Here is a 20,108-nt window from a genome sequence, read left to right on the forward strand (position 1 = left end):
TTCCGCTCCTTGCCAGGCTGTTTATCGTCCGGCAAAGCGCAACCGCGACAACATGCGCAAATCGCCTTCGAGGTAATAATCATCGGTCCAGCTGTCATCCACCGCCAACGGCCGGACCTGCTTGAGTTGCAGCTTCTTTGCAAAGTAGCGGAATCGGTAATGCTCGTAAAAACGCAGCAGTTCCAGGCCGTAACGATCGGCCAGGTCGGTGTCACCACGGATGATCAGGTAGTTTTCGTCATTGCCGTTACTGGCCGCTTCACTAAGGTTGTGGCTGCCGCTGATGATGGTCGGTGAGTCGCTGGTGAAGTCGACGACGATGGCTTTGGTGTGCACCAGCAGGTTGCCCTTCTGGCCTTTCATGTTTTCCTTAAGCCAGCCTTCCAGGCCGGTATTGAGCAGCGCGGTGGCGGCGAATTCGGCGGTGCGGTCAGCGTGGAAACCGGTGATGCTGCTGACGGTGTTTTGCAAGCCGTAACGCAAGATGTCGTCGTGGGGCTGGCCGAGCAAGGCGTTGAGTATTTCGTCCGGCAAGGTGAACGCAGTGACAAACAACAGGTCTTTTTTGGCTGACTCGATGATTTCTACGAACTCACGTAAGTCGCCCTGGCCCGAGCGCGGTGAGAACCCTGCGAACAACGCCTGGTCCGGCTGCATCGGATTGTTTTCCGTGAGCCATTCCCGTGTGGCGCCGACGTCCGCCGGTGCAGCCCAGACCTGCTCGAAGGTTTGCAGGTAACTGGCGCCGATTCGGGCATCGTCCAGCACATGCACAACGTTAGCCTGACGATAAACACCGTTAGCTGTGAAGTTGGTACTGCCGCAGAGTACCGCCTCGGGCTGATGCTGCCCCGCTGCGTCGAGCCGACTCAGGACCATGAACTTGTTGTGAAAGATGTTGTGAGTGACTCGCCCACGCTTGTTCGCCGCCGGGATTTTTTCCAGGCTAGCTTCGTTCAGCGCCGTGGTGTCTTCGTCCGGCTGGGCGTGGTACAGAACCCGAAGCTTTACGCCGCGCTCAAAGGCAGCGTTCACCGCATCGACGATCACCTGCAACTGGTATTCGTAGATCGCAATGTCCAGCGCCCACTCGCCATCCTCGGCCCGTTCGATGAACCCCAGCAAGCGTGCGAGCAGACCATTTTCCAGCCATTGCCGTGGGGCGTCGGGCCATTCTTCGATGGGTAGTTTCTTGTTGACGCTGAGCAGCGCATCAACGTCGGCGAACTTGCGCTGGAAAGCCTGACTGGCGGCCACCGCCCGATTGAAAATGACGTTTTGACCTTTGGGCAGGCCATTGTCGGTGCTGACCGTCACTTCCAGGCATTCACCCAGTTGTGGCGCATCAGCGGTGCCATAGGCCAAGTGAACCCGATAATGGATCGTCACGCCCGGATTGACCGCGTAATCGGCCCAGCGAAATTTCTGCAATGGCGCGGTATCGCTGGGGGTGGCGTGAAACTGGGGGAACGTATGAGCCTTGCCGGGGAAGGTCAGGCTGTTGAACAGAAACAGCCAGGGTTTGCTGCCTTGCTGTTTTTCGATGGCGAAACCCAGCAGACCTTTGCGACGGTGTTCGGCCACGTCGATGGCCAGCAACACACCGTTGGTGCCGGCGTAGGCTTTGACGCGAAAATCGTCCTGATCGTTGCGGGCTAAAACGCGCATGGGTCACTCCTGTGATTGGCTTGCTTACAGCAGCATAGGGCTGCGATGCAGATGAACTGCGATTATTCGATTGCGAGGTGATGCCAAAAACTCAACCTGAAATCAGCTCATCGATATGCCGATAATCAACCTGCAGCTGTGCCGCCAACACCTTTGCCCGGCCAAGATGAATCGGTCCGCGCTCAATGTCGATCAGCAGCCCCGGGCAATCCAGCGCCGGCAATGTTGACCATTCCTTCACCCGCCCATCCGTCACCAGCAACAGCCGTTGCTGCTCTGCCGGAAAGCGCTTTTGCCGTGCCGCCAGCCAACGCCCTGCTTCACCCAGCGCCGCCAGCATCGGCGTGCCGCCGCCGGCACCGAGCCCGTCGAGCCAGTCGCGCAAGCCCGCGGAGGCTTTCAACCCTTGCACCTGCCACTTCGGCACATGACCACTGGCAGTCAGCAAAGCCAGCCGCGCACGCTGCCGATAGGCGTCGTCGAACAGTTGTGCCAGCAACCCCTTGGCATCGCTCAGCGCCTGATGACGCCGGGTCGAGGCCGAGGCGTCGACGATCACCAGCCACAGTTCGTGTGGGGAGCGAGTGCGCAGGTGAAACAGCACATCGTCGCGTTGACGCGGTCGGCCATTGAGTAAAGTGCCGGGCCAATTGATCGATCCACTGCGTGCCGCGTGACGCTTGCCCTGTCTGCCGTGATCCAGCCGTCCTGCGCGGGGTCTGGCATTCGCCCCCGCATCTGATCGAGGGCGAATGCCTAGGGCTTTTTTGGCCAGCTCGGCACTTCTCGTCGTGCGCCGACCGGCAGCGCTTGAGCGGGCATTTCGCCCCACTGGCCCTGACCTTCGCTTGGGTTGGGGTTCTGGTTAGAGGGCTGCGATACCTGGGATTGTTGCGGCATCGGTGGCGAGTGTTCGCGACGACGATGGCGCAAGGCAAACTCGGCGACCGCGTCGATATCTTCTTCGCCAATGGCATTCGCTCCGCGCCAGGCTGCATGAGCCCGGGCCGCGCGCAACCAGACCAGGTCGGCCCGCAGGCCATCGACGCCGGCAGCGAAGCAGCGCTCGGTGATCTGCGCCAGCGCCGCATCGTCGAGGGGAATGCTCGCCAGTGCCGAGCGCGCCTTTTGGCAGCGCTCGCGCAGTGCGTGTTGCTGGCTTTCCCACTCGGCGCAGAACCCTTGCGAGTCGCTGTCGAAATCCAGTCGACGACGGATGATCTGACCACGCTCGGCGGGTGCGGTGTGGCCACTGAGGGCGACGTTCAGGCCAAAGCGGTCAAGCAATTGCGGACGCAGTTCGCCCTCTTCCGGATTCATGGTGCCGATCAGCACAAACTTCGCCGAATGCCGATGGGAAATCCCGTCGCGCTCGATCAGGTTGGTGCCGCTGGCGGCCACGTCGAGCAGCAAGTCCACGAGGTGATCGGGCAGCAGATTGACTTCATCGACATACAACACGCCGCCATCGGCCTTGGCCAGTACGCCGGGGGAAAACTGCGCGCGCCCCTCGCTCAGGGCCGCGTCGAGGTCAAGGGTGCCCACCAGACGTTCTTCAGTGGCACCCAGGGGCAAGGTGACGAATTGACCGCTGGCCAACAGGTCCGCCAGGCCTCGGGCCAGGGTCGATTTGGCCATGCCTCGTGGACCTTCGATCAGCACACCGCCGATTTTCGGGTCGATGGCGGTCAGGTACAGCGCGAGCTTCAAGTCATCGGCGCCGACCACGGCGGAGAGCGGGAAATGGGGGGTGTCGGTCATGTGCATTACTCGTTGTGGTCGGTGGTGTGATCGTTCCCACGCTCTGCGTGGGAATGCCTCAACGGACGCTCCGCGTTCGGCTCTGGAAGGGACGCGGAGCGTCCCGGGCTGCATTCCTTTGCTGCGCGTGGGAACGATCCGTCTCTTGGTTACCCGTCTTCTTCTATATCCAGCAACAAATTCTCCAGCGCCTCTCGGTACTCGCCCGGCTCTTTCCACATCCCCCGCTGCTGCGCTTCGAGCATGCGCTCGGTCATGTCTCGCAGGGCATGGGGATTGTGTTCGCGGACAAACTCCCGGGTCGCCGGATCGAGCAAATAGGCGTCCGCCAGCAACGCATATTGGTGATCGTCGATCAACTGCGTGGTGGCGTCGAACGCAAACAGATTATCGACCGTCGCCGCCAGTTCGAACGCGCCTTTATAGCCGTGACGCTTGACCCCGTCGATCCATTTCGGATTGGCCGCCCGGGAACGGATCACCCGGTTAAGCTCTTCCTTCAAGGTGCGAATCTTCGGCAAGTCCGGCTGACTGTGGTCGCCGTGATAACTGGCCGCCGCTTCGCCGCGCAGGCTTTCGACGGCCGCCAACATGCCACCCTGGAACTGGTAATAGTCGTTGGAGTCGAGCAAGTCGTGCTCACGGTTGTCCTGATTCTGCAGCACAGCCTGCACCTGGCTCAGACGCTGGGCGAACTGTTCGCGGGCGGCGGTGCCTTCGTCAGAGCCGCCGTAAGCGTAGCCGCCCCAGTTCAGGTAAACCTCGGCCAAGTCCTCACGGCTTTGCCACAAGCGACCGTCGATGGCGCCCTGCACGCCCGCTCCGTAAGCACCCGGTTTGGCCCCGAAGATGCGCCAGCCGGCCTGCCGCCGCGCCGCGTCTTCATCCAGACCGGATTCCAGCAGCGCTTGCCGCTCGGCGCGGGCCTTGGCCGCCAACGGGTTGAGATCGTCCGGTTCATCCAGCGCAGCGACCGCTTGCACGGCGGCGTCGAACAGCCGGATCAGGTTGGCAAAGGCATCGCGGAAAAATCCGGAGACGCGCAAAGTCACATCCACGCGTGGGCGGTCCAGCAGGCTCAACGGCAGAATCTCGAAGTCGTCGACGCGCTGGCTGCCGGTAGCCCAGACCGGTCGCACGCCCATCAGCGCCATGGCCTGGGCAATGTCGTCGCCACCGGTGCGCATGGTCGCGGTGCCCCAGACCGACAGGCCGAGTTGACGCAGGTGATCGCCGTGGTCCTGCAAGTGTCGCTCAAGAATCAGGTTCGCGGATTGGAAGCCAATGCGCCACGCGGTGGTGGTCGGCAGGTTGCGCACGTCCACGGAATAGAAATTGCGCCCGGTGGGCAGTACGTCCAGACGGCCGCGACTCGGTGCACCGCTGGGGCCGGCCGGGACGAATCGACCGCTGAGGGCGTCGAGCAGGCCGCGCATTTCCGCCGGGCCGCAGGCGTCCAGGCGTGGGGCAACGACGTTGCGCAGGCTATCGATGATAGCGCTCACGTCAGACCAGCCTGGCTCGTCCAGCCGATCGATTTCAGCACTCAAGGCCTGCTCGATCAGCTGCGCGGCGAACAGTTCCAGACGTTCGCGGGTGTCTCCCGCCGTACGCCAGACTTCATTACTGAGCGACAACAAGGCATCCGGTCGAGGACCGGTCCACGGCTCGGCCAACGCGCAATCCAGCGGATCGAAGCCCAATGCAAACGCCTTGGCCAATGCCCGCAGCAAGCTCGATTGCGCCCCACGGCCATCGCCGCGAGGAATACGCAGCAAGGCCAATAAGGTGTCGATGCGTAACCGACCGACCGGCGACTCGCCAAACACGTGCAGGCCATCGCGGATCTGCGACTCCTTCAAATCGCACAGGTATGTGTCCAGACGCGGCAACCAGATCGCCGCATCGGCATCGCTGTCAAGCTTCTCGTCCAGTTGCAGTTCGCGGTCGATGTGCGTGTCGCGCACCAATTGCAGAATGTCGCGCTGCAATTCCCGGGCGCGGCGCGGATCGAGCAATTGCGCTTCGTAATATTCGTCGGCCAACCATTCGAGATTACGCAGCGGACCGTAGGTTTCAGCGCGGGTCAGCGGCGGCATCAGGTGATCGATGATCACTGCCTGCGTACGACGCTTGGCTTGGGCGCCCTCGCCCGGGTCATTGACGATAAACGGATAGATGTTCGGCAGCGGCCCGAGCAATGCATCCGGCCAGCAGTTTTCCGACAGCCCGACGCCCTTGCCCGGCAGCCATTCGAGGTTGCCGTGCTTGCCGACGTGGATCACGCCGTGAGCGCCGTAGGTGTTGCGCAACCAGAAATAGAAAGCGAGATAGCCGTGAGGCGGCACCAGGTCCGGGTCGTGATACACCGCGCTCGGGTCCACTTGATAACCCCGGGCCGGTTGAATGCCGACGAAGGTCAGGCCGAAGCGCAGACCGGCAATCATCATTCGTCCGCCACGGAACATTGGATCGTTTTCGGGCGCGCCCCAACGTTCCAGCACCGCTTGGCGATTGGCTTCTGGCAGCGCGTTGAACATCAGGTTGTAGTCGTCCAGCGCGAGGCTTTGATGGCAGGGACGCTGGTCGAGGGTATCGAGGTCGTTGCTGACGCCGCCGAGCAATTGCTGGATCAATGCGGTGCCGCTGTCCGGCAACTCGGCTGGCAGCGGATAACCTTCGGCGTGCAGCGCGCGCAGGATGTTCAATGCCGCAGCCGGTGTGTCGAGTCCCACGCCATTGCCGATGCGTCCATCGCGCGTCGGGTAGTTGGCGAGGATCAGGGCGATGCGTTTTTCGCCGTTGGGCACACGCGCCAGATCGATCCAGCGCCGCGCCAGTTCTGCAACGAAATCCATGCGCTCAGGTGCAGGTCGATAGCAGACCACATCGGACTGGCTGCGCTCACTGCGCCAGGCCAGGTCCTTGAAACTGATCGGGCGGCTGATGATCCGCCCGTCCAGTTCCGGCAGCGCAATGTGCATCGCCAGATCACGGGGGCCGAGGCCCTGTTCGCTGGCGCGCCAACCGGGCTCGTTGTCCTGGGCGCAGATCGCCTGGATCACCGGGATATTGCGGCGAAACGGCCGCAAGTGCGGTGCTTCGGGGCTGGACTGGGCGAAACCGGTGGTGTTGAGAATCACCCCCGCTTCGACTTCATCCAACAGGTCCTCAACCACCGTCAGGCAGCCGGGCTCTTTCAAACTGGCCAGCGCAATCGGTAACGGGTTCAACCCCGCCGCCTGCAAACGCTGGCAGAAAATATCGATGAAACCGGTGTTCGCCGCCTGCAAGTGCGAGCGATAAAACAGCACCGCCGCCACCGGCTGATCCGCCTGCCAGTCGGCTTGCCAATCACTCAGCTCAGCGGGGCTTTTTTGCGGATGGTAAATCGCGGTGCGTGGCAGGGTTTGCGGCTCGGACCAGGCGTAATCGCGGCCCAGCCAGCGATTGGCGAGGCAGCGAAACAGGTCGAGCGCGTTGGCCATGCCGCCCTGACGCAGGAAGTGCCAGAGCCGGTCGCGGTCTTGCGCGGTGACGGTGCTCAGGTCACTGAGTTCCGGGTCCGGACGATCATCCCCCGGCACCAGAATCAGCTGCACGCCGCGTCCGGACAATTCCACCAGACGCTCGATGCCGTAACGCCAATAGGCGATGCCGCCGTGCAGCGAGATCAAAATCACTTTGGCGTGGCGCAGCACTTCGTCGACATAGAGATCGACCGAGGCGTGATTCTGCACCTGCATCGGGTTGGCCAGGCGCACGCTCGGGTAATCGTCGGGCAACTGCTGCGCCGCTTCGGCGAGCAACGCCAGGCTGGAATCGCCGCTGCACAGGATCACCAGCTCGGCGGGGGTTTGTCCAAGGTCGGCAATGTTGTCATCCGACACGAAACCGCCGGGCTGGGTCCTGAGCAGGTGCATGGTTTAAACGCTGAGCGCAGCGCGCAATTGCGCTTCGAGCTGAGCGGCGTCCAGATCCTGACCGATCAACACCAGACGCGTGGTGCGCGCTTCTTCAGCGCTCCACTGGCGGTCGAAATGCTTGTCGAAACGCGTGCCCACGCCCTGGATCAGCAGGCGCATCGGTTTGTTCGGGATCGCCGCAAAACCTTTGACGCGCAGGATGCCGTGCTGGACCACCAGTTGGGTCAGCGCGTCCAGCAGCAGGCTTTCGTCGGCTTGCGGCAGTTCGATGGAGATGGAGTCGAAGGCGTCATGGTCGTGGTCGTCCTCACCTTCATGGTGATGATCGTGATGACTGTGGCGGCTGTCGATGTGTTCTTCGGAACCGGCGCCGAGGCCGATCAGCACGTCCAGTGGCAGACGACCGCTGCTGGCTTCGATGACTTTCACCGCTGGCGGCAGTTCTTCGGCGACTTCCAGGCGCACGCGGGCCAGGTCTTCAGCGCTGATCAGGTCGGCCTTGTTGAGGATCACCAGGTCGGCGCTGGCCAGTTGGTCGGCGAACAGCTCGTGCAGCGGCGATTCGTGATCCAGGTTCGGGTCGAGTTTGCGCATGGCATCGACCTGATCCGGGAACGCCGCGAAGGTGCCAGCAGCGACGGCCGGGCTATCGACCACGGTGATCACCGCGTCAACCGTGCAGGCGCTGCGGATTTCTGGCCACTGGAAGGCTTGAACCAAAGGCTTTGGCAGGGCCAGGCCCGAGGTTTCGATGAGGATGTGGTCGAGGTCGCCGCGACGAGCGACCAGTTCGCGCATCACCGGGAAGAATTCTTCCTGAACCGTGCAGCACAGGCAGCCGTTGGCCAGTTCGTAGACGCGACCGTTAGCTTCTTCTTCGGTGCAACCGATCGAGCACTGCTTGAGGATTTCGCCGTCGATGCCCAGCTCGCCGAACTCGTTGACGATCACCGCAATACGGCGGCCCTGGGCGTTGTCGAGCATGTGGCGCAGCAAGGTGGTTTTGCCCGAGCCGAGGAAGCCGGTAACGATGGTGACGGGGAGTTTGGCCAGTGTTTTCATCGGATGCCCTTTGGCAAGGTGGCGGGCATACGGGACGACAATCGCAGCGGCGGATGCACGCGCGCAAGAGTTCCGCCACCGGATCACCCCGCCCGGTTGTAGTGAGAATCTGTGTCGAGGCAGGTCTCCTGGCTGACGGTGTGCCGGCCTTATTGGCCTGGCATTCGCTGCGCCTTCCCGCGAACCTGATGAATCAGGGCTTGCAGTGGCGTGGCAGCGAACATCACCGTTCACAGTTGCGGGGGCAGCCGCGGCATCGACCGCGTTCCCTTCTTAGCTTCGGCAGATGCCGAAGAACCTCGAAAGCGCAAGGCTACGCATCGTGTGGGGGCGGGTCAATCACTGAGCACGCCACAGCCCCCTCGCCACAGGCAAGCCCCCTCGCCACAGAGTTGAGAACCCTTGCCAATTGACGCCCAACCCCCACCCATGCTCTCCTACACGCCTTGTTACGGGTGCCCTTCATAGGGTGAAACGGGAAATCGGTGAATCATGTGCTTTACTCAAAGCCATGTCAGTCCGGTGCTGCCCCCGCAACGGTAAGCGAGTGAAGCGTCAGATCCACTGTGCCCGTCATACGGCATGGGAAGGTGATGCTTGCAGGTGTCGGCGCAAGCCTGCCCCTCGCGAGCCCGGAGACCGGCCCGCAACACAAAGTGACTTTTATGTTCACTGAATAACAAACCCGCGGTGGGCGGGCGCTGTTCGAAATCTCTGCGTGCCCCCGGCGTGCGGAGGTTTTCATGCGCTCTATTCACCCGCTGACAGACCAGAGGGAAGCGCCATGTCGATCATCAGCAGTACCGCCAGCAGCACCGCCAGCACCACCACTACCCTGAGCCAACGCCTGACCGCCGCTTTTTTTGCGTCGATCCTGGGCGCTAGCCTCGTGTATTTCGCCGGTTTCTCGCACATCGAAGCGGTGCACAACGCCGCGCACGATACCCGCCACAGCTCCGCCTTTCCGTGCCATTGAGACCTGCTGACATGATCAAGCGTATTGCGCAAACCGCAGGTTTCGCCGGGCTGCTGGCCGCCCTGCTGTTGACCCTGCTGCAAAGCTTCTGGGTGGCCCCGCTGATTTTGCAGGCCGAGACCTACGAAAAGTCCGAGCCGGCCGCAGTTGAAACCCACGAGCACGCCGCGGGTGCTGTCGCTCACACCCACGATGCTGAAGCCTGGGAACCGGAAGACGGCTGGCAGCGCGTGCTGTCGACCACCGGCGGCAATCTGGTGGTAGCGGTCGGTTTCGCCCTGATGCTCGCGGGCCTCTACACCTTGCGCGCTCCACGCCGTACCTCTCAGGGCTTGCTCTGGGGTCTGGCCGGTTATGCGACGTTCGTGCTGGCGCCAACCCTCGGTCTGCCACCTGAGCTGCCGGGCACTGCTGCTGCGGATCTGGCGCAACGGCAGATCTGGTGGATCGGCACGGCAGCGTCCACTGCTACCGGTATTGCGCTGATTGTCTTCAGCCGCCACTGGCTGATGAAGATCCTCGGCGTGGCAATTCTCGCCGTTCCGCACGTCATTGGCGCGCCACAACCGGAAGTGCACTCCATGCTGGCTCCGGAAGCCCTGGAAGCGCAGTTCAAAATCGCTTCGCAACTGACCAACATGGCGTTCTGGCTGGCCTTGGGCCTGATCAGCGCCTGGTTGTTCCGCCGCAAAAGCGATGGCCAATACTGCGCATGACTGACGTCAGCGCAGCGCCGACCCTGGTGGTCGGCCTGGGCTGCCAGCGCGGCTGCCCCGTCAGTACGCTGCGGGCGCTGCTTGATCAGGCGTTACAGGCCCATCAAATCGAACTTCGTGAGATCAAGGCCTTGGCCAGTATCGACCTCAAGCGCGGAGAACCCGCCCTGATCGAACTGGCCGAACAACTGGCATTGCCGTTGATGTATTTCAGCAGCGAACAATTGGCCGGTTATGAACCGCAACTCAGCCACCACTCGGACATCGCGTTCGAACGCACCGGCTGTTACGGCGTAGCGGAAAGTGCCGCGCTTGCACTGGCCGAACAATTGGCTCAGGCACCGGCAAAGTTGCTGATTCCACGACAAAAATACGCCCAGGCCACTCTGGCATTGGCCAGCGCCGCGTAAAACCCTCGATAATCCCCCGCTTCGATCATGAGCAATCTTCATCTGAAGCGTGCCCATGCCCTTTTTCTCACAGGAAACGACGATGACCGTCTACTTCATTGGCGCAGGCCCCGGCGACCCGGAACTGATCACCGTCAAAGGCCAGCGGCTGATTCGTAGCTGCCCGGTCATCATCTATGCCGGCTCCCTGGTCCCCGCCGCCGTGCTGGAGGGCCACCGGGCCGAACAGGTGGTCAACAGCGCCGAATTGCACCTGGAACAGATCATCAATCTGATCAAGACCGCCCATGCCAACGGCCATGACGTGGCTCGGGTGCATTCCGGCGATCCTAGCCTGTACGGCGCGATTGGCGAGCAGATTCGCTACTTGCGTGAACTCGACATCCCGTTCGAAATCATTCCCGGCGTCACCGCCACCGCCGCCTGCGCGGCGCTTTTGGGTGCTGAACTGACCTTGCCTGACGTGTCACAGAGCGTGATTCTGACCCGCTACGCGGACAAAACCGCGATGCCGGCCGGTGAAGAGCTGGGCAGTCTGGCGCAGCACGGCGCGACCATGGCGATCCATTTGGGGGTCAATCACCTGGAGAAGATCCTCGCCGAATTGCTGCCGCACTATGGCGCCGATTGCCCGATTGCGGTGATTCATCGGGCGACCTGGCCGGATCAGGACTGGGTGGTGGGGACGCTGGCGGATATTGCCGGGAAGGTTGAAGCCAAGGGGTTTCGCCGCACGGCGTTGATCCTGGTGGGTCGGGTGTTGGGTAGCGATCACTTCAGTGAATCGTCGTTGTATCGCGCGGGGCATGCGCATTTGTATCGACCCTGAGATGATCGTTCCCACGCTCAGCGTGGGAACGATCAAAAAAAAACGGTGCTCACGGGCACCGTTTTTTATGTTTGCAGTGAACACCTTACTTAGTAGTAGGCGTTTTCTTTCTGCGTGTGGTCGGTCACGTCACGAACACCCTTGAGCTCGGGAATACGCTCGAGCAAGGTGCGCTCGATGCCTTCGCGCAGGGTGACGTCTGCCTGGCCGCAGCCCTGGCAACCACCGCCGAATTTCAGCACGGCGATGCCGTCGTCGACCACATCGATCAGGCTGACCTGACCGCCGTGGCTGGCCAGCCCCGGGTTGATTTCGGTTTGCAGGTAGTAGTTGATGCGCTCGTTGACCGGGCTGTCGGCGTTGACCATCGGTACCTTGGCGTTTGGCGCCTTGATGGTCAGCTGGCCGCCCATGCGGTCGGTGGCGTAGTCGACGACCGCATCGTCCAGGAATGCTTCGCTGAACGAGTCGATGTAAGCGGTGAAGCTTTTGAGCCCCAGCGCCGTGTCTTCAGGCTTTTCTTCGCCCGGCTTGCAGTAGGCAATGCAGGTTTCGGCGTACTGGGTGCCAGGCTGGGTGATAAAGACGCGGATGCCGATACCCGGGGTGTTCTGCTTGGAGAGCAGATCAGCCAGATAATCGTGGGCGGCGTCGGTAATGGTAATAGCGGTCATGGAAACTCCTCGCAGGCTTGGACGCAGTTTACGCCAATCATCGCGCCGCACAAAGTCCCAGTATTTTTGTCAAGAAAGATGCACTTGTCGATAATCTGATCCCGCCGCCCTCCTACAGGGGATCAACGGTGTTTCAGAGGTTTTCGTAGCGGTTCATGTCCAGCACGCCCTCTTCCACCGGGTCGGTGTCGTGGATGTAGCGGCTCAGGTCATGGAAATACTGCCAGAACTGCGGATGGCTGCGGCGAATTCCCCAGCGTTCGACGATTTTCTCGAAACTGACGGCGTCCTTCGCATTTTCCATCGCGTCGACGAACGCGGGCACCTGGCCGGCCGGGATGTTGAACAGGAAGTTCGGATAACTGCTGAGCACACCCGGATAAATAGTCAGCGTATCGAGCCCTGGCTGATAACGCATCGATTCACCGAGCAGGAACGCCACGTTGCTGTGGGCCCGATTGCGCAGCAGGCTGTAGACCTCGCGTTTGCCGCTTTGGGTCTCGATGCGCAACATCGTGGCTTCCGGCAGCTGATCAATGACTTTTAAACCGGCGGCCGGGCGCGAAGTCAGGCGGCTCAAGGCCTGCTCGGCGTTCTGCAAGGCCGGATCGATGTTCGGCCGCGAGCAGTAAGCACCGTCGCAGCGGTTAATCGGGTCGGGTTTGGCGTTGAGATCGCCGTAACGGCTCAGCAACTGCAGGGCGAAATCGCGTTTCGGGTCCTTTTCGTCCAGCGTCAGCGCCGTTGGTTTGTCGTTGTCGATGGACTCGTAATCCAGCCACATCTTGAACTGGCCGCTGTTCTGGTACCAATCATCGAGGTAGCCGTCCCGCGAGTCGGCCGGCATCAGGCGCAGGAAGTTCTGTTCGGCTCCGTTGCGGATCAAGTCGAAGTACAACCGGGTCTGGGCCTGATGAGACACGTTGCCGAACACATCGAAGTTGACCGCCAACTGGTAATACGTGCGTTCCAGCAAGGGGTAATCGAACAGCCACATCGTCTGCGGTACGTCGCCGATCAAGCCTTTGTTCACCGAGGCGCTGTCAAAATGCCGGAAGATGCTCAGCAGCGCGTTGTCATTACCGGCCCATAGGGTCGACCAGCTCGGTGCCGGCAAATCAGCGTAGCTGTCCCGGCGCAAGGCTTCGTACTCGTTGCGTTTGTTGCGGTAGTCGCGCCACAGACTCAGAACACTGCCGACGTCATCGTTCTGCCCCGGCATCGCCAGCAACGGCGTGGCCTGGCCGCGATAGTTCGGGTCGGTGATGTAAAGGTCATGCTCCGGGGCCTGGAAGAGCGCCCAGAAGTTGTCGCGGATCACGTCAGTGGCGATCTGGCCACGGCAGACCGGGCCACGGATAAAGGTGCGCACGAAGTATTCGGCGTTATCGAGCATGAACTGATAGCGCGCCTGCGCCGGGATCGCCTCGAACGTGGCAAAGGGATTAGCCCTTCGCTCCGCCCCATAACCCGGCAGCGCGTTAACCTGCCAGTTACCGCTGTAAAACAAGCTTCTGACCCGCGCCATCTTCGCCGCGCTCAGCGGATAGGTAATGTGCGTCTTGTGCACGATCACGCCTTGCACCGGCCATAAACGGTAATAGATCTGAGTGCCCGGGTCGTCATTCGGGCGGCGAGTGTTAATCAGATCGATCGGCTGCCCCGTCGGCGTACGCGAACGCACCCACTGAAAGAAATGCCCCGGTTCGCCGTCCTTGAAATAGAGGTGCGCCAAAAACCAGTGTTCGAACAACCAGCGCCCGACCAGACTCTCCCGAGCGCCCGGCGCGTTCAGCAGGTTTTCCCACTGCACCACCTGCAAGGCTTCCCTGGTGCTGGGCACTAGGCCCTGCTCATCGATCGGCGCGCCGGAGGCCAACCAGCGTTGCAGCGTCTGGTATTGCTGATCGGTCAGGCCGGTGACCGCCAACGGCATGCCCTCTTTCGGATGGGAACGGGCGTAACCGTCGAACTCTGCCGGCATGGCACACAGGTTCTCCCGGTTCAGGCCCAGCACAATGTCTTCCGGCAGTTTGGCGTTAGGTTGCAACGAGGTTTTGTGGCCCAATTCAAGCATCCGCGCCATCAGCGCCGCTTGGCTGCCTTGGGCGTCGAGCACCGAATAAAAGCCTTTTTGCTGCCAGGCACGTTTGCCGAATGCGTCATAAAACAACCGGGTCGGTGCTGCAGCCTGACGGCGTTCGCCGTCATAGACCGGCGCCTTGGTCGCCCCTCGAGTAGCCCCTTCGCCACTGCCCAGATTGAGCTGACAGGCGGAGTCGTAACAGGCATGGCAGGCCACGCATTTTTCGGTGAAGATCGGTTGAATGTCGCGGACGTAGGAAATATCCGGACCTTGCGCAGCGGCGCCCCCGCTTAAAAACAGCATCAATAGGCTGGTGACGACGCGATACGACATATCCCTGGTCCTGATCGTAAGAAAACGTCGCGATTCTACCGGTCCAGCCTGCGCACCAACATGAACGATATTCATGCAAAACCCGCATATGCTCCAAAAGCGCACAGGTTTGTTATTATCCCGCCCCTTCGTCATGGCCTTACCGAGTAGTCCAAATGTCCGATCGCAGCGTTCGCCTTCAAGCTCTCAAGCACGCCCTCAAAGAGCGCATCCTGATTCTCGATGGCGGCATGGGTACGATGATCCAGAGCTACAAGCTCGAGGAGCAGGATTACCGTGGCAAACGCTTCGCCGACTGGCCGAGCGATGTCAAAGGCAACAACGACCTGTTGGTGTTGACGCGTCCGGACGTGATTGGCGCTATTGAAAAAGCCTACCTGGATGCCGGCGCCGACATTCTGGAAACCAACACTTTCAACGCCACCCAGGTGTCCCAGGCCGACTACAGCATGCAGGGCCTGGCGTACGAACTCAACGTAGAAGGCGCACGCCTGGCGCGCAAGGTGGCGGACGCCAAAACCCTGGAAACCCCGGACCGACCACGCTTCGTCGCCGGCGTGCTCGGTCCTACAAGTCGCACCTGCTCGCTGTCGCCTGACGTGAACAACCCCGGCTACCGCAACGTGACCTTCGATGAACTGGTGGAAAACTACACCGAGGCCACCAAAGGCCTGATCGAAGGCGGCGCCGACCTGATCCTGATCGAAACCATTTTCGACACCCTCAACGCCAAAGCGGCGATCTTTGCTGTGCAGGGTGTTTACGAAGAGTTGGGCGTCGAGTTGCCAATCATGATTTCCGGCACCATCACCGACGCCTCTGGCCGCACCCTCTCCGGCCAGACCACCGAAGCGTTCTGGAACTCGGTGGCTCACGCCAAGCCGATTTCCGTCGGCCTGAACTGCGCCCTGGGCGCCAGTGAACTGCGCCCGTACCTGGAAGAACTGTCGAACAAGGCCAGCACCTACGTGTCGGCGCACCCGAACGCAGGCCTGCCGAACGAATTCGGCGAGTACGACGAACTGCCATCGGAAACCGCCAAGGTCATCGAAGAGTTCGCCCAAAGCGGCTTCCTGAACATCGTCGGCGGCTGCTGCGGCACCACGCCGGGCCACATCGAAGCCATCGCCAAAGCGGTGGCCGGTTATGCGCCGCGCGAGATTCCGGACATTCCCAAGGCCTGCCGCCTCTCGGGCCTGGAACCGTTCACCATTGATCGCAGCTCGTTGTTCGTCAACGTCGGCGAGCGGACCAACATTACCGGTTCCGCCAAATTCGCCCGGCTGATCCGTGAAGACAACTACACCGAAGCCCTGGAAGTCGCCCTGCAGCAGGTCGAAGCCGGCGCCCAGGTGATCGACATCAACATGGACGAAGGGATGCTCGATTCGAAGAAGGCCATGGTGACCTTCCTCAATCTGATTGCCGGCGAACCGGACATCTCCCGCGTCCCGATCATGATCGACTCCTCCAAGTGGGAAGTGATCGAAGCCGGCCTCAAATGCATCCAGGGCAAGGGCATCGTCAACTCGATCAGCATGAAAGAAGGCGTCGAGCAGTTCATTCATCACGCCAAACTGTGCAAACGCTACGGCGCCGCTGTGGTCGTGATGGCCTTCGACGAAGCTGGCCAGGCCGACACCGAAGCGCGCAAGAAAGAAATCTGCAAACGCTCCTATGACATTCTGGTCAACGACGTCGGCTTCCCGCCGGAAGACATCATCTTCGACCCGAACATCTTCGCCGTGGCCACCGGCATTGAAGAACACAACAATTACGCTGTGGACTTCATCAACGCCTGTGCCTACATCCGCGATGAACTGCCGTACGCCCTGACCTCCGGCGGTGTGTCGAACGTGTCGTTCTCGTTCCGTGGCAACAACCCGGTGCGCGAGGCGATTCACTCGGTGTTCCTGCTGTATGCGATCCGCAACGGCCTGACCATGGGCATCGTCAACGCCGGCCAACTGGAGATCTATGACCAGATCCCGGCCGAGCTGCGCGACGCCGTCGAGGACGTGATCCTCAACCGTACCCCGGACGGCACCGACGCCCTCCTCGCCATCGCCGACAAGTACAAGGGCGACGGCAGCGTCAAGGAAGCCGAGACCGAAGAGTGGCGCAACTGGGACGTCAACAAGCGTCTGGAGCATGCGCTGGTCAAGGGCATCACTACGCACATCGTGGAAGACACCGAAGAATCGCGCCTGTCCTTCTCGCGCCCGATCGAAGTCATCGAAGGCCCGTTGATGGCTGGCATGAACATCGTCGGCGACCTGTTCGGCGCCGGTAAAATGTTTCTGCCGCAAGTGGTGAAATCCGCCCGCGTGATGAAACAGGCCGTGGCCCACTTGATCCCGTTCATCGAACTGGAAAAAGGCGACAAACCGGAAGCCAAGGGCAAGATCCTCATGGCCACGGTCAAGGGCGACGTGCACGACATAGGCAAGAACATCGTCGGCGTGGTGCTGGGCTGCAACGGCTACGACATCGTCGACCTCGGCGTGATGGTGCCGGCGGAGAAGATCCTGCAAGTCGCCAAAGAACAGAAATGCGACATCATCGGCCTGTCCGGTTTGATCACGCCTTCACTGGACGAAATGGTTCACGTGGCCCGCGAGATGCAGCGACAGGACTTCCATCTGCCGCTGATGATCGGTGGCGCGACCACCTCCAAGGCGCACACGGCGGTGAAGATCGAGCCCAAGTACAGCAACGACGCGGTGATCTACGTCACCGACGCCTCCCGCGCCGTGGGCGTGGCGACCCAGTTGCTGTCCAAGGAATTGAAAGCCGGTTTCGTCGAGAAGACCCGCCTGGAATACATCGACGTTCGCGAGCGCACCGCCAACCGCAGCGCCCGTACCGAACGCCTGAGCTACCCGGTGGCCATCGCCAAGAAGCCGCAGTTCGACTGGGGCAGCTACGAACCGGTCAAACCGACGTTCACCGGCGCCAAGGTGCTGGACAACATCGACCTGAAGGTGCTGGCCGAATACATCGACTGGACGCCGTTCTTCATCTCCTGGGACCTGGCCGGCAAGTTTCCGCGCATCCTCAAAGACGAAGTGGTCGGTGAAGCCGCCACCGCGCTGTACGCCGATGCCCAGGAAATGCTCGCCAAGCTGATCGACGAAAAACTCATCAGTGCCCGTGCGGTATTCGGCTTCTGGCCGGCCAATCAGGTGCGCGACGATGACATCGAAGTCTACGGCGATGACGGCAAGCCATTGGCCAAGCTGCATCACTTGCGCCAGCAGATCATCAAAACCGACGGCAAACCGAACTTTTCCCTGGCCGACTTCGTTGCACCCAAAGACAGCGGCGTGACCGACTACGTGGGTGGTTTCATCACCACCGCCGGGATCGGCGCCGAAGAAGTGGCCAAGGCCTATCAGGATGCCGGCGACGACTACAACTCGATCATGGTCAAGGCCCTGGCCGACCGCTTGGCCGAGGCCTGTGCCGAATGGCTGCACCAACAGGTGCGTAAAGACTACTGGGGTTACGCCAAGGACGAGACGCTGGACAACGAGGCGCTGATCAAAGAGCAATACACCGGCATCCGCCCGGCTCCGGGCTACCCGGCGTGCCCGGATCACACCGAGAAAGCCACGCTGTTCAAGCTGCTGGACCCGGAAGCGGAAGAACTCAAGGCCGGTCGTAGCGGCGTGTTCCTCACCGAGCACTACGCGATGTTCCCGGCGGCTGCGGTCAGCGGCTGGTACTTCGCTCATCCGCAGGCGCAATACTTTGCCGTGGGCAAGATCGATAAAGACCAGGTGCAAAGCTACACCTCGCGCAAAGGCCAAGAGCTGAGCGTGACCGAGCGCTGGCTGGCGCCTAACCTGGGTTACGACAACTAACCCTCACTCCCCTGTGAAAGCGTGGCTTGCCCGCGAAGAACGATGATGCGATTTCCCAGTGAGACCGCGTTATCGTTCTTCGCGGGCAAGTCGGATCGCCGCACCGCTTGCTCCTACAGGACTGCGTGGATTGTCTATGCTTGCTTTACATGCATGCGTGACGGGGGAGTTATGGACGATCCAGTCGACAACAACAAACCGCCGACCTTCTGGCAGATGCTGCACAGCGTGATGGCAGCGGCATTCGGGGTGCAGAGCGGGAAGAACCGGGCTCGTGATTTCACTCACGGCAAGCCGAGTCATTTCGTGATTTTGGGGATTCTATTCACGGCAGTGTTCGCGTTGACGCTGTTTGGCATCGTCAAACTGGTGGTGCACCTGGCGGGCATCTGAACCGGCTCAGTGCATCAGGGTTTGTAAGCTGAACGGATAGCGATACGACGTCGGCCGCCCTTTGGCCGAGAGTTTTTGAAAATCCACGCCGTAATCCTGAGTGGTACTCAAGGCCAGCAATCGCTTGGCTTGTGCTCGATCAATCAGCTGCAACAAGGGAATCTGCCGGTCGCGCCCACCATACTGGCTGACATCCACGCCCTGATCATAGTCATGCAGTTGCACCAGAGCCCACCCTCCCAGAGTGAAGTGCCCGCCCAACAGCACGCTCAATAGGCCATCCAGCAGCGCCTGTAACGCGCCCGGTGAATTGTTGACGGCGCTGAACAGTACGTCCTTGCCCGGCTGACCTCCCATTTCGGCGTACGCTTGCATGGCGCCGAAGGCCATTTCATCGTTGGCCGACCAGACCAGCGATGTTTGCGGGTAGCGCTTGAACAACAATCTGGCCTGCTCGTAGGCTCGCTGACGCGACCAGCCGCCATACACGACCTGACGCAACCGCACTTCAGGGTGTTCGGCCAGTGCCCGCATCATGCCCTTTTCACGCAGTTGCGAGGCTGGCGTGAGCTTCAGGCCGGAGAAGGCCACGAGGTCAATGACCTGACCGGGCGCGACCGGGCGATGCAGGCGAATCAGCTCCTTGAGCATCAGGTAGCCGCCCTCCTCATTGTTGGGCACCAGACTTCCCAGCCAATCGGGATATTTGTCCGGCTGGGCGCCTAGCAGACGATTCTGGTCTGGGGTCAGGCCGTTGTTGACCATAAACAGCTTCACACCGCTGCCTCGAGCCAGGCGCAGGATTTCGGGCGCAACGTACAGCTCGTTGACGAACACCAGATAATCCGGCCGATCCGGCCCTTGCAGGGCTTCGCGAGCCTGCTTGAGCGTGGTCTCGGCGTTTCGTTCGGAATAGCGGATGCGCAAATCCATGCCCAGGTCCTTGGCTGCGGTCTGCATGAACTGCGAGTAACTGACCCAGAATGTCTCTTGGCTGTTCCCAGGATTGAGGAACAACACGGACGCCGCTTGGGCACCCGGTCCCAGGACCACGCCAAGCGTCAGCACTACACCGTAGAAGAACTTCAACATTAAATCGTCCGAGCCCTGAAAATCCGCCGCGCATTATAGCCGGCGAAATCCCTTGAAACGGCGCTTACTCCGGCTTTTGTCCGACAATCGTCGGCGCCAGGCCCGAACGGGTCGTTTATTGATGGCTGACCCAGAACACCGCGGTGCCCACCACCAGGATGATCAAGAACAAAATCGCCCAAGCATCGACCGTGCTATCGCTTTTCCCTGCTTTGGTTGGGTTGCTCATCGCATCGCCTCTTGTCGGTTTTATCGGTGATTGCATAAAGACTCGAGCACAGTAAAGACGATGATTGGCCGCACCACAAATGTGGGT

At 61.0% G+C, this 20,108-nt stretch carries 14 protein-coding genes and 2 riboswitches; of the genes, 6 read left to right on the forward strand and 8 right to left on the reverse strand.

Translation table 11 applies throughout. The annotated features are described in order from the left end of the window. Window positions 1-21: 21 nt before the first annotated feature. The 5 genes from LOY56_RS15395 to cobW all read right to left on the reverse strand — a co-directional run bounded on the left by LOY56_RS15395 (window position 22) and on the right by cobW (window position 8,417). The gene (locus tag LOY56_RS15395) at window positions 22-1,668 is read right to left on the reverse strand and encodes a phospholipase D-like domain-containing protein (protein ID WP_258615299.1); all 1,647 of its coding nucleotides are present in this window, start codon (window positions 1,666-1,668) and stop codon (window positions 22-24) included. A 91-nt stretch (window positions 1,669-1,759) separates the two neighbouring features. Then, window positions 1,760-2,323, reverse strand: a complete 564-nt coding sequence (locus LOY56_RS15400; protein WP_309474887.1) for a VWA domain-containing protein — start codon at window positions 2,321-2,323, stop codon at window positions 1,760-1,762. Between the two features lie 101 nt (window positions 2,324-2,424). After that, the gene (locus LOY56_RS15405) at window positions 2,425-3,429 is read right to left on the reverse strand and encodes an ATP-binding protein (RefSeq protein WP_258615305.1); all 1,005 of its coding nucleotides are present in this window, start codon (window positions 3,427-3,429) and stop codon (window positions 2,425-2,427) included. Window positions 3,430-3,578: 149 nt separating this feature from the next. Then, window positions 3,579-7,352 carry a cobaltochelatase subunit CobN gene (gene cobN / locus LOY56_RS15410; RefSeq protein ID WP_258615306.1) on the reverse strand — a complete coding sequence of 1,258 codons (3,774 nt, stop codon included), beginning with the start codon at window positions 7,350-7,352 and terminating at the stop codon, window positions 3,579-3,581. Between the two features lie 3 nt (window positions 7,353-7,355). Beyond that, window positions 7,356-8,417: a cobalamin biosynthesis protein CobW gene (gene cobW, locus LOY56_RS15415; RefSeq protein WP_309474860.1), complete on the reverse strand. Its 1,062-nt coding sequence runs from the start codon at window positions 8,415-8,417 to the stop codon at window positions 7,356-7,358. Between the two features lie 100 nt (window positions 8,418-8,517). Continuing rightward, a riboswitch (cobalamin riboswitch) is annotated at window positions 8,518-8,734 on the reverse strand. A gap of 119 nt (window positions 8,735-8,853) precedes the next feature. Further along, window positions 8,854-9,080, forward strand: a riboswitch (cobalamin riboswitch). Between the two features lie 121 nt (window positions 9,081-9,201). Between cobW and LOY56_RS15420 the strand changes: the two genes are divergently transcribed. The 4 genes from LOY56_RS15420 to cobM all read left to right on the forward strand — a co-directional run bounded on the left by LOY56_RS15420 (window position 9,202) and on the right by cobM (window position 11,348). Then, window positions 9,202-9,393: a CbtB domain-containing protein gene (locus tag LOY56_RS15420; RefSeq protein WP_258615308.1), complete on the forward strand. Its 192-nt coding sequence runs from the start codon at window positions 9,202-9,204 to the stop codon at window positions 9,391-9,393. An 11-nt stretch (window positions 9,394-9,404) separates the two neighbouring features. Further along, window positions 9,405-10,109, forward strand: a complete 705-nt coding sequence (locus LOY56_RS15425) for a CbtA family protein (RefSeq protein WP_258615309.1) — start codon at window positions 9,405-9,407, stop codon at window positions 10,107-10,109. Continuing rightward, entirely contained in the window at window positions 10,106-10,519 is a 414-nt protein-coding gene (locus LOY56_RS15430) for a cobalamin biosynthesis protein (RefSeq protein ID WP_258615310.1), read from the forward strand. Before LOY56_RS15425 ends, LOY56_RS15430 begins: the two co-directional genes overlap by 4 nt. Window positions 10,520-10,601: 82 nt before the next feature. Continuing rightward, complete coding sequence (gene cobM, locus LOY56_RS15435; protein WP_258615313.1) at window positions 10,602-11,348, forward strand: precorrin-4 C(11)-methyltransferase; 747 nt, start codon at window positions 10,602-10,604, stop codon at window positions 11,346-11,348. Between the two features lie 89 nt (window positions 11,349-11,437). Here the strand turns inward: cobM and nfuA are convergent, their stop codons facing one another. After that, window positions 11,438-12,022, reverse strand: a complete 585-nt coding sequence (gene nfuA / locus LOY56_RS15440) for a Fe-S biogenesis protein NfuA (protein WP_028621370.1) — start codon at window positions 12,020-12,022, stop codon at window positions 11,438-11,440. Window positions 12,023-12,155: 133 nt separating this feature from the next. Beyond that, window positions 12,156-14,441, reverse strand: coding sequence for a fatty acid cis/trans isomerase (locus LOY56_RS15445; protein WP_258615315.1), 2,286 nt, complete (start codon window positions 14,439-14,441; stop codon window positions 12,156-12,158). Between the two features lie 155 nt (window positions 14,442-14,596). Here LOY56_RS15445 and metH point away from each other — a divergent pair, with 155 nt between their 5' ends. Then, a complete protein-coding gene (metH, locus tag LOY56_RS15450; RefSeq protein WP_258615318.1) occupies window positions 14,597-18,307 on the forward strand; it encodes a methionine synthase in 3,711 nt (1,236 codons plus the stop codon). A gap of 171 nt (window positions 18,308-18,478) precedes the next feature. After that, complete coding sequence (locus tag LOY56_RS15455; RefSeq protein ID WP_038982938.1) at window positions 18,479-18,700, forward strand: DUF2970 domain-containing protein; 222 nt, start codon at window positions 18,479-18,481, stop codon at window positions 18,698-18,700. A gap of 6 nt (window positions 18,701-18,706) precedes the next feature. Here the strand turns inward: LOY56_RS15455 and LOY56_RS15460 are convergent, their stop codons facing one another. Beyond that, window positions 18,707-19,792, reverse strand: coding sequence for an ABC transporter substrate-binding protein (locus LOY56_RS15460; protein ID WP_258615319.1), 1,086 nt, complete (start codon window positions 19,790-19,792; stop codon window positions 18,707-18,709). Window positions 19,793-20,108 lie beyond the last annotated feature (316 nt).

The sequence above is a fragment of the Pseudomonas sp. B21-048 genome, from assembly GCF_024748615.1.
GTDB lineage: Bacteria > Pseudomonadota > Gammaproteobacteria > Pseudomonadales > Pseudomonadaceae > Aquipseudomonas.

Excerpts from the sequence above, each read along its gene's own strand:
- LOY56_RS15425 (WP_258615309.1), top strand. The coding sequence starts at position 9,405 with ATGATCAAGCGTATTGCGCAAACCGCAGGTTTCGCCGGGCTGCTGGCC.
- metH (WP_258615318.1), top strand. The coding sequence starts at position 14,597 with ATGTCCGATCGCAGCGTTCGCCTTCAAGCTCTCAAGCACGCCCTCAAA.
- cobW (WP_309474860.1), bottom strand. The coding sequence starts at position 8,417 with ATGAAAACACTGGCCAAACTCCCCGTCACCATCGTTACCGGCTTCCTC.
- cobN (WP_258615306.1), bottom strand. The coding sequence starts at position 7,352 with ATGCACCTGCTCAGGACCCAGCCCGGCGGTTTCGTGTCGGATGACAAC.
- LOY56_RS15455 (WP_038982938.1), top strand. The coding sequence starts at position 18,479 with ATGGACGATCCAGTCGACAACAACAAACCGCCGACCTTCTGGCAGATG.
- nfuA (WP_028621370.1), bottom strand. The coding sequence starts at position 12,022 with ATGACCGCTATTACCATTACCGACGCCGCCCACGATTATCTGGCTGAT.
- LOY56_RS15405 (WP_258615305.1), bottom strand. The coding sequence starts at position 3,429 with ATGACCGACACCCCCCATTTCCCGCTCTCCGCCGTGGTCGGCGCCGAT.
- LOY56_RS15460 (WP_258615319.1), bottom strand. The coding sequence starts at position 19,792 with ATGTTGAAGTTCTTCTACGGTGTAGTGCTGACGCTTGGCGTGGTCCTG.
- LOY56_RS15430 (WP_258615310.1), top strand. The coding sequence starts at position 10,106 with ATGACTGACGTCAGCGCAGCGCCGACCCTGGTGGTCGGCCTGGGCTGC.
- LOY56_RS15420 (WP_258615308.1), top strand. The coding sequence starts at position 9,202 with ATGTCGATCATCAGCAGTACCGCCAGCAGCACCGCCAGCACCACCACT.
- LOY56_RS15445 (WP_258615315.1), bottom strand. The coding sequence starts at position 14,441 with ATGTCGTATCGCGTCGTCACCAGCCTATTGATGCTGTTTTTAAGCGGG.
- LOY56_RS15395 (WP_258615299.1), bottom strand. The coding sequence starts at position 1,668 with ATGCGCGTTTTAGCCCGCAACGATCAGGACGATTTTCGCGTCAAAGCC.
- cobM (WP_258615313.1), top strand. The coding sequence starts at position 10,602 with ATGACCGTCTACTTCATTGGCGCAGGCCCCGGCGACCCGGAACTGATC.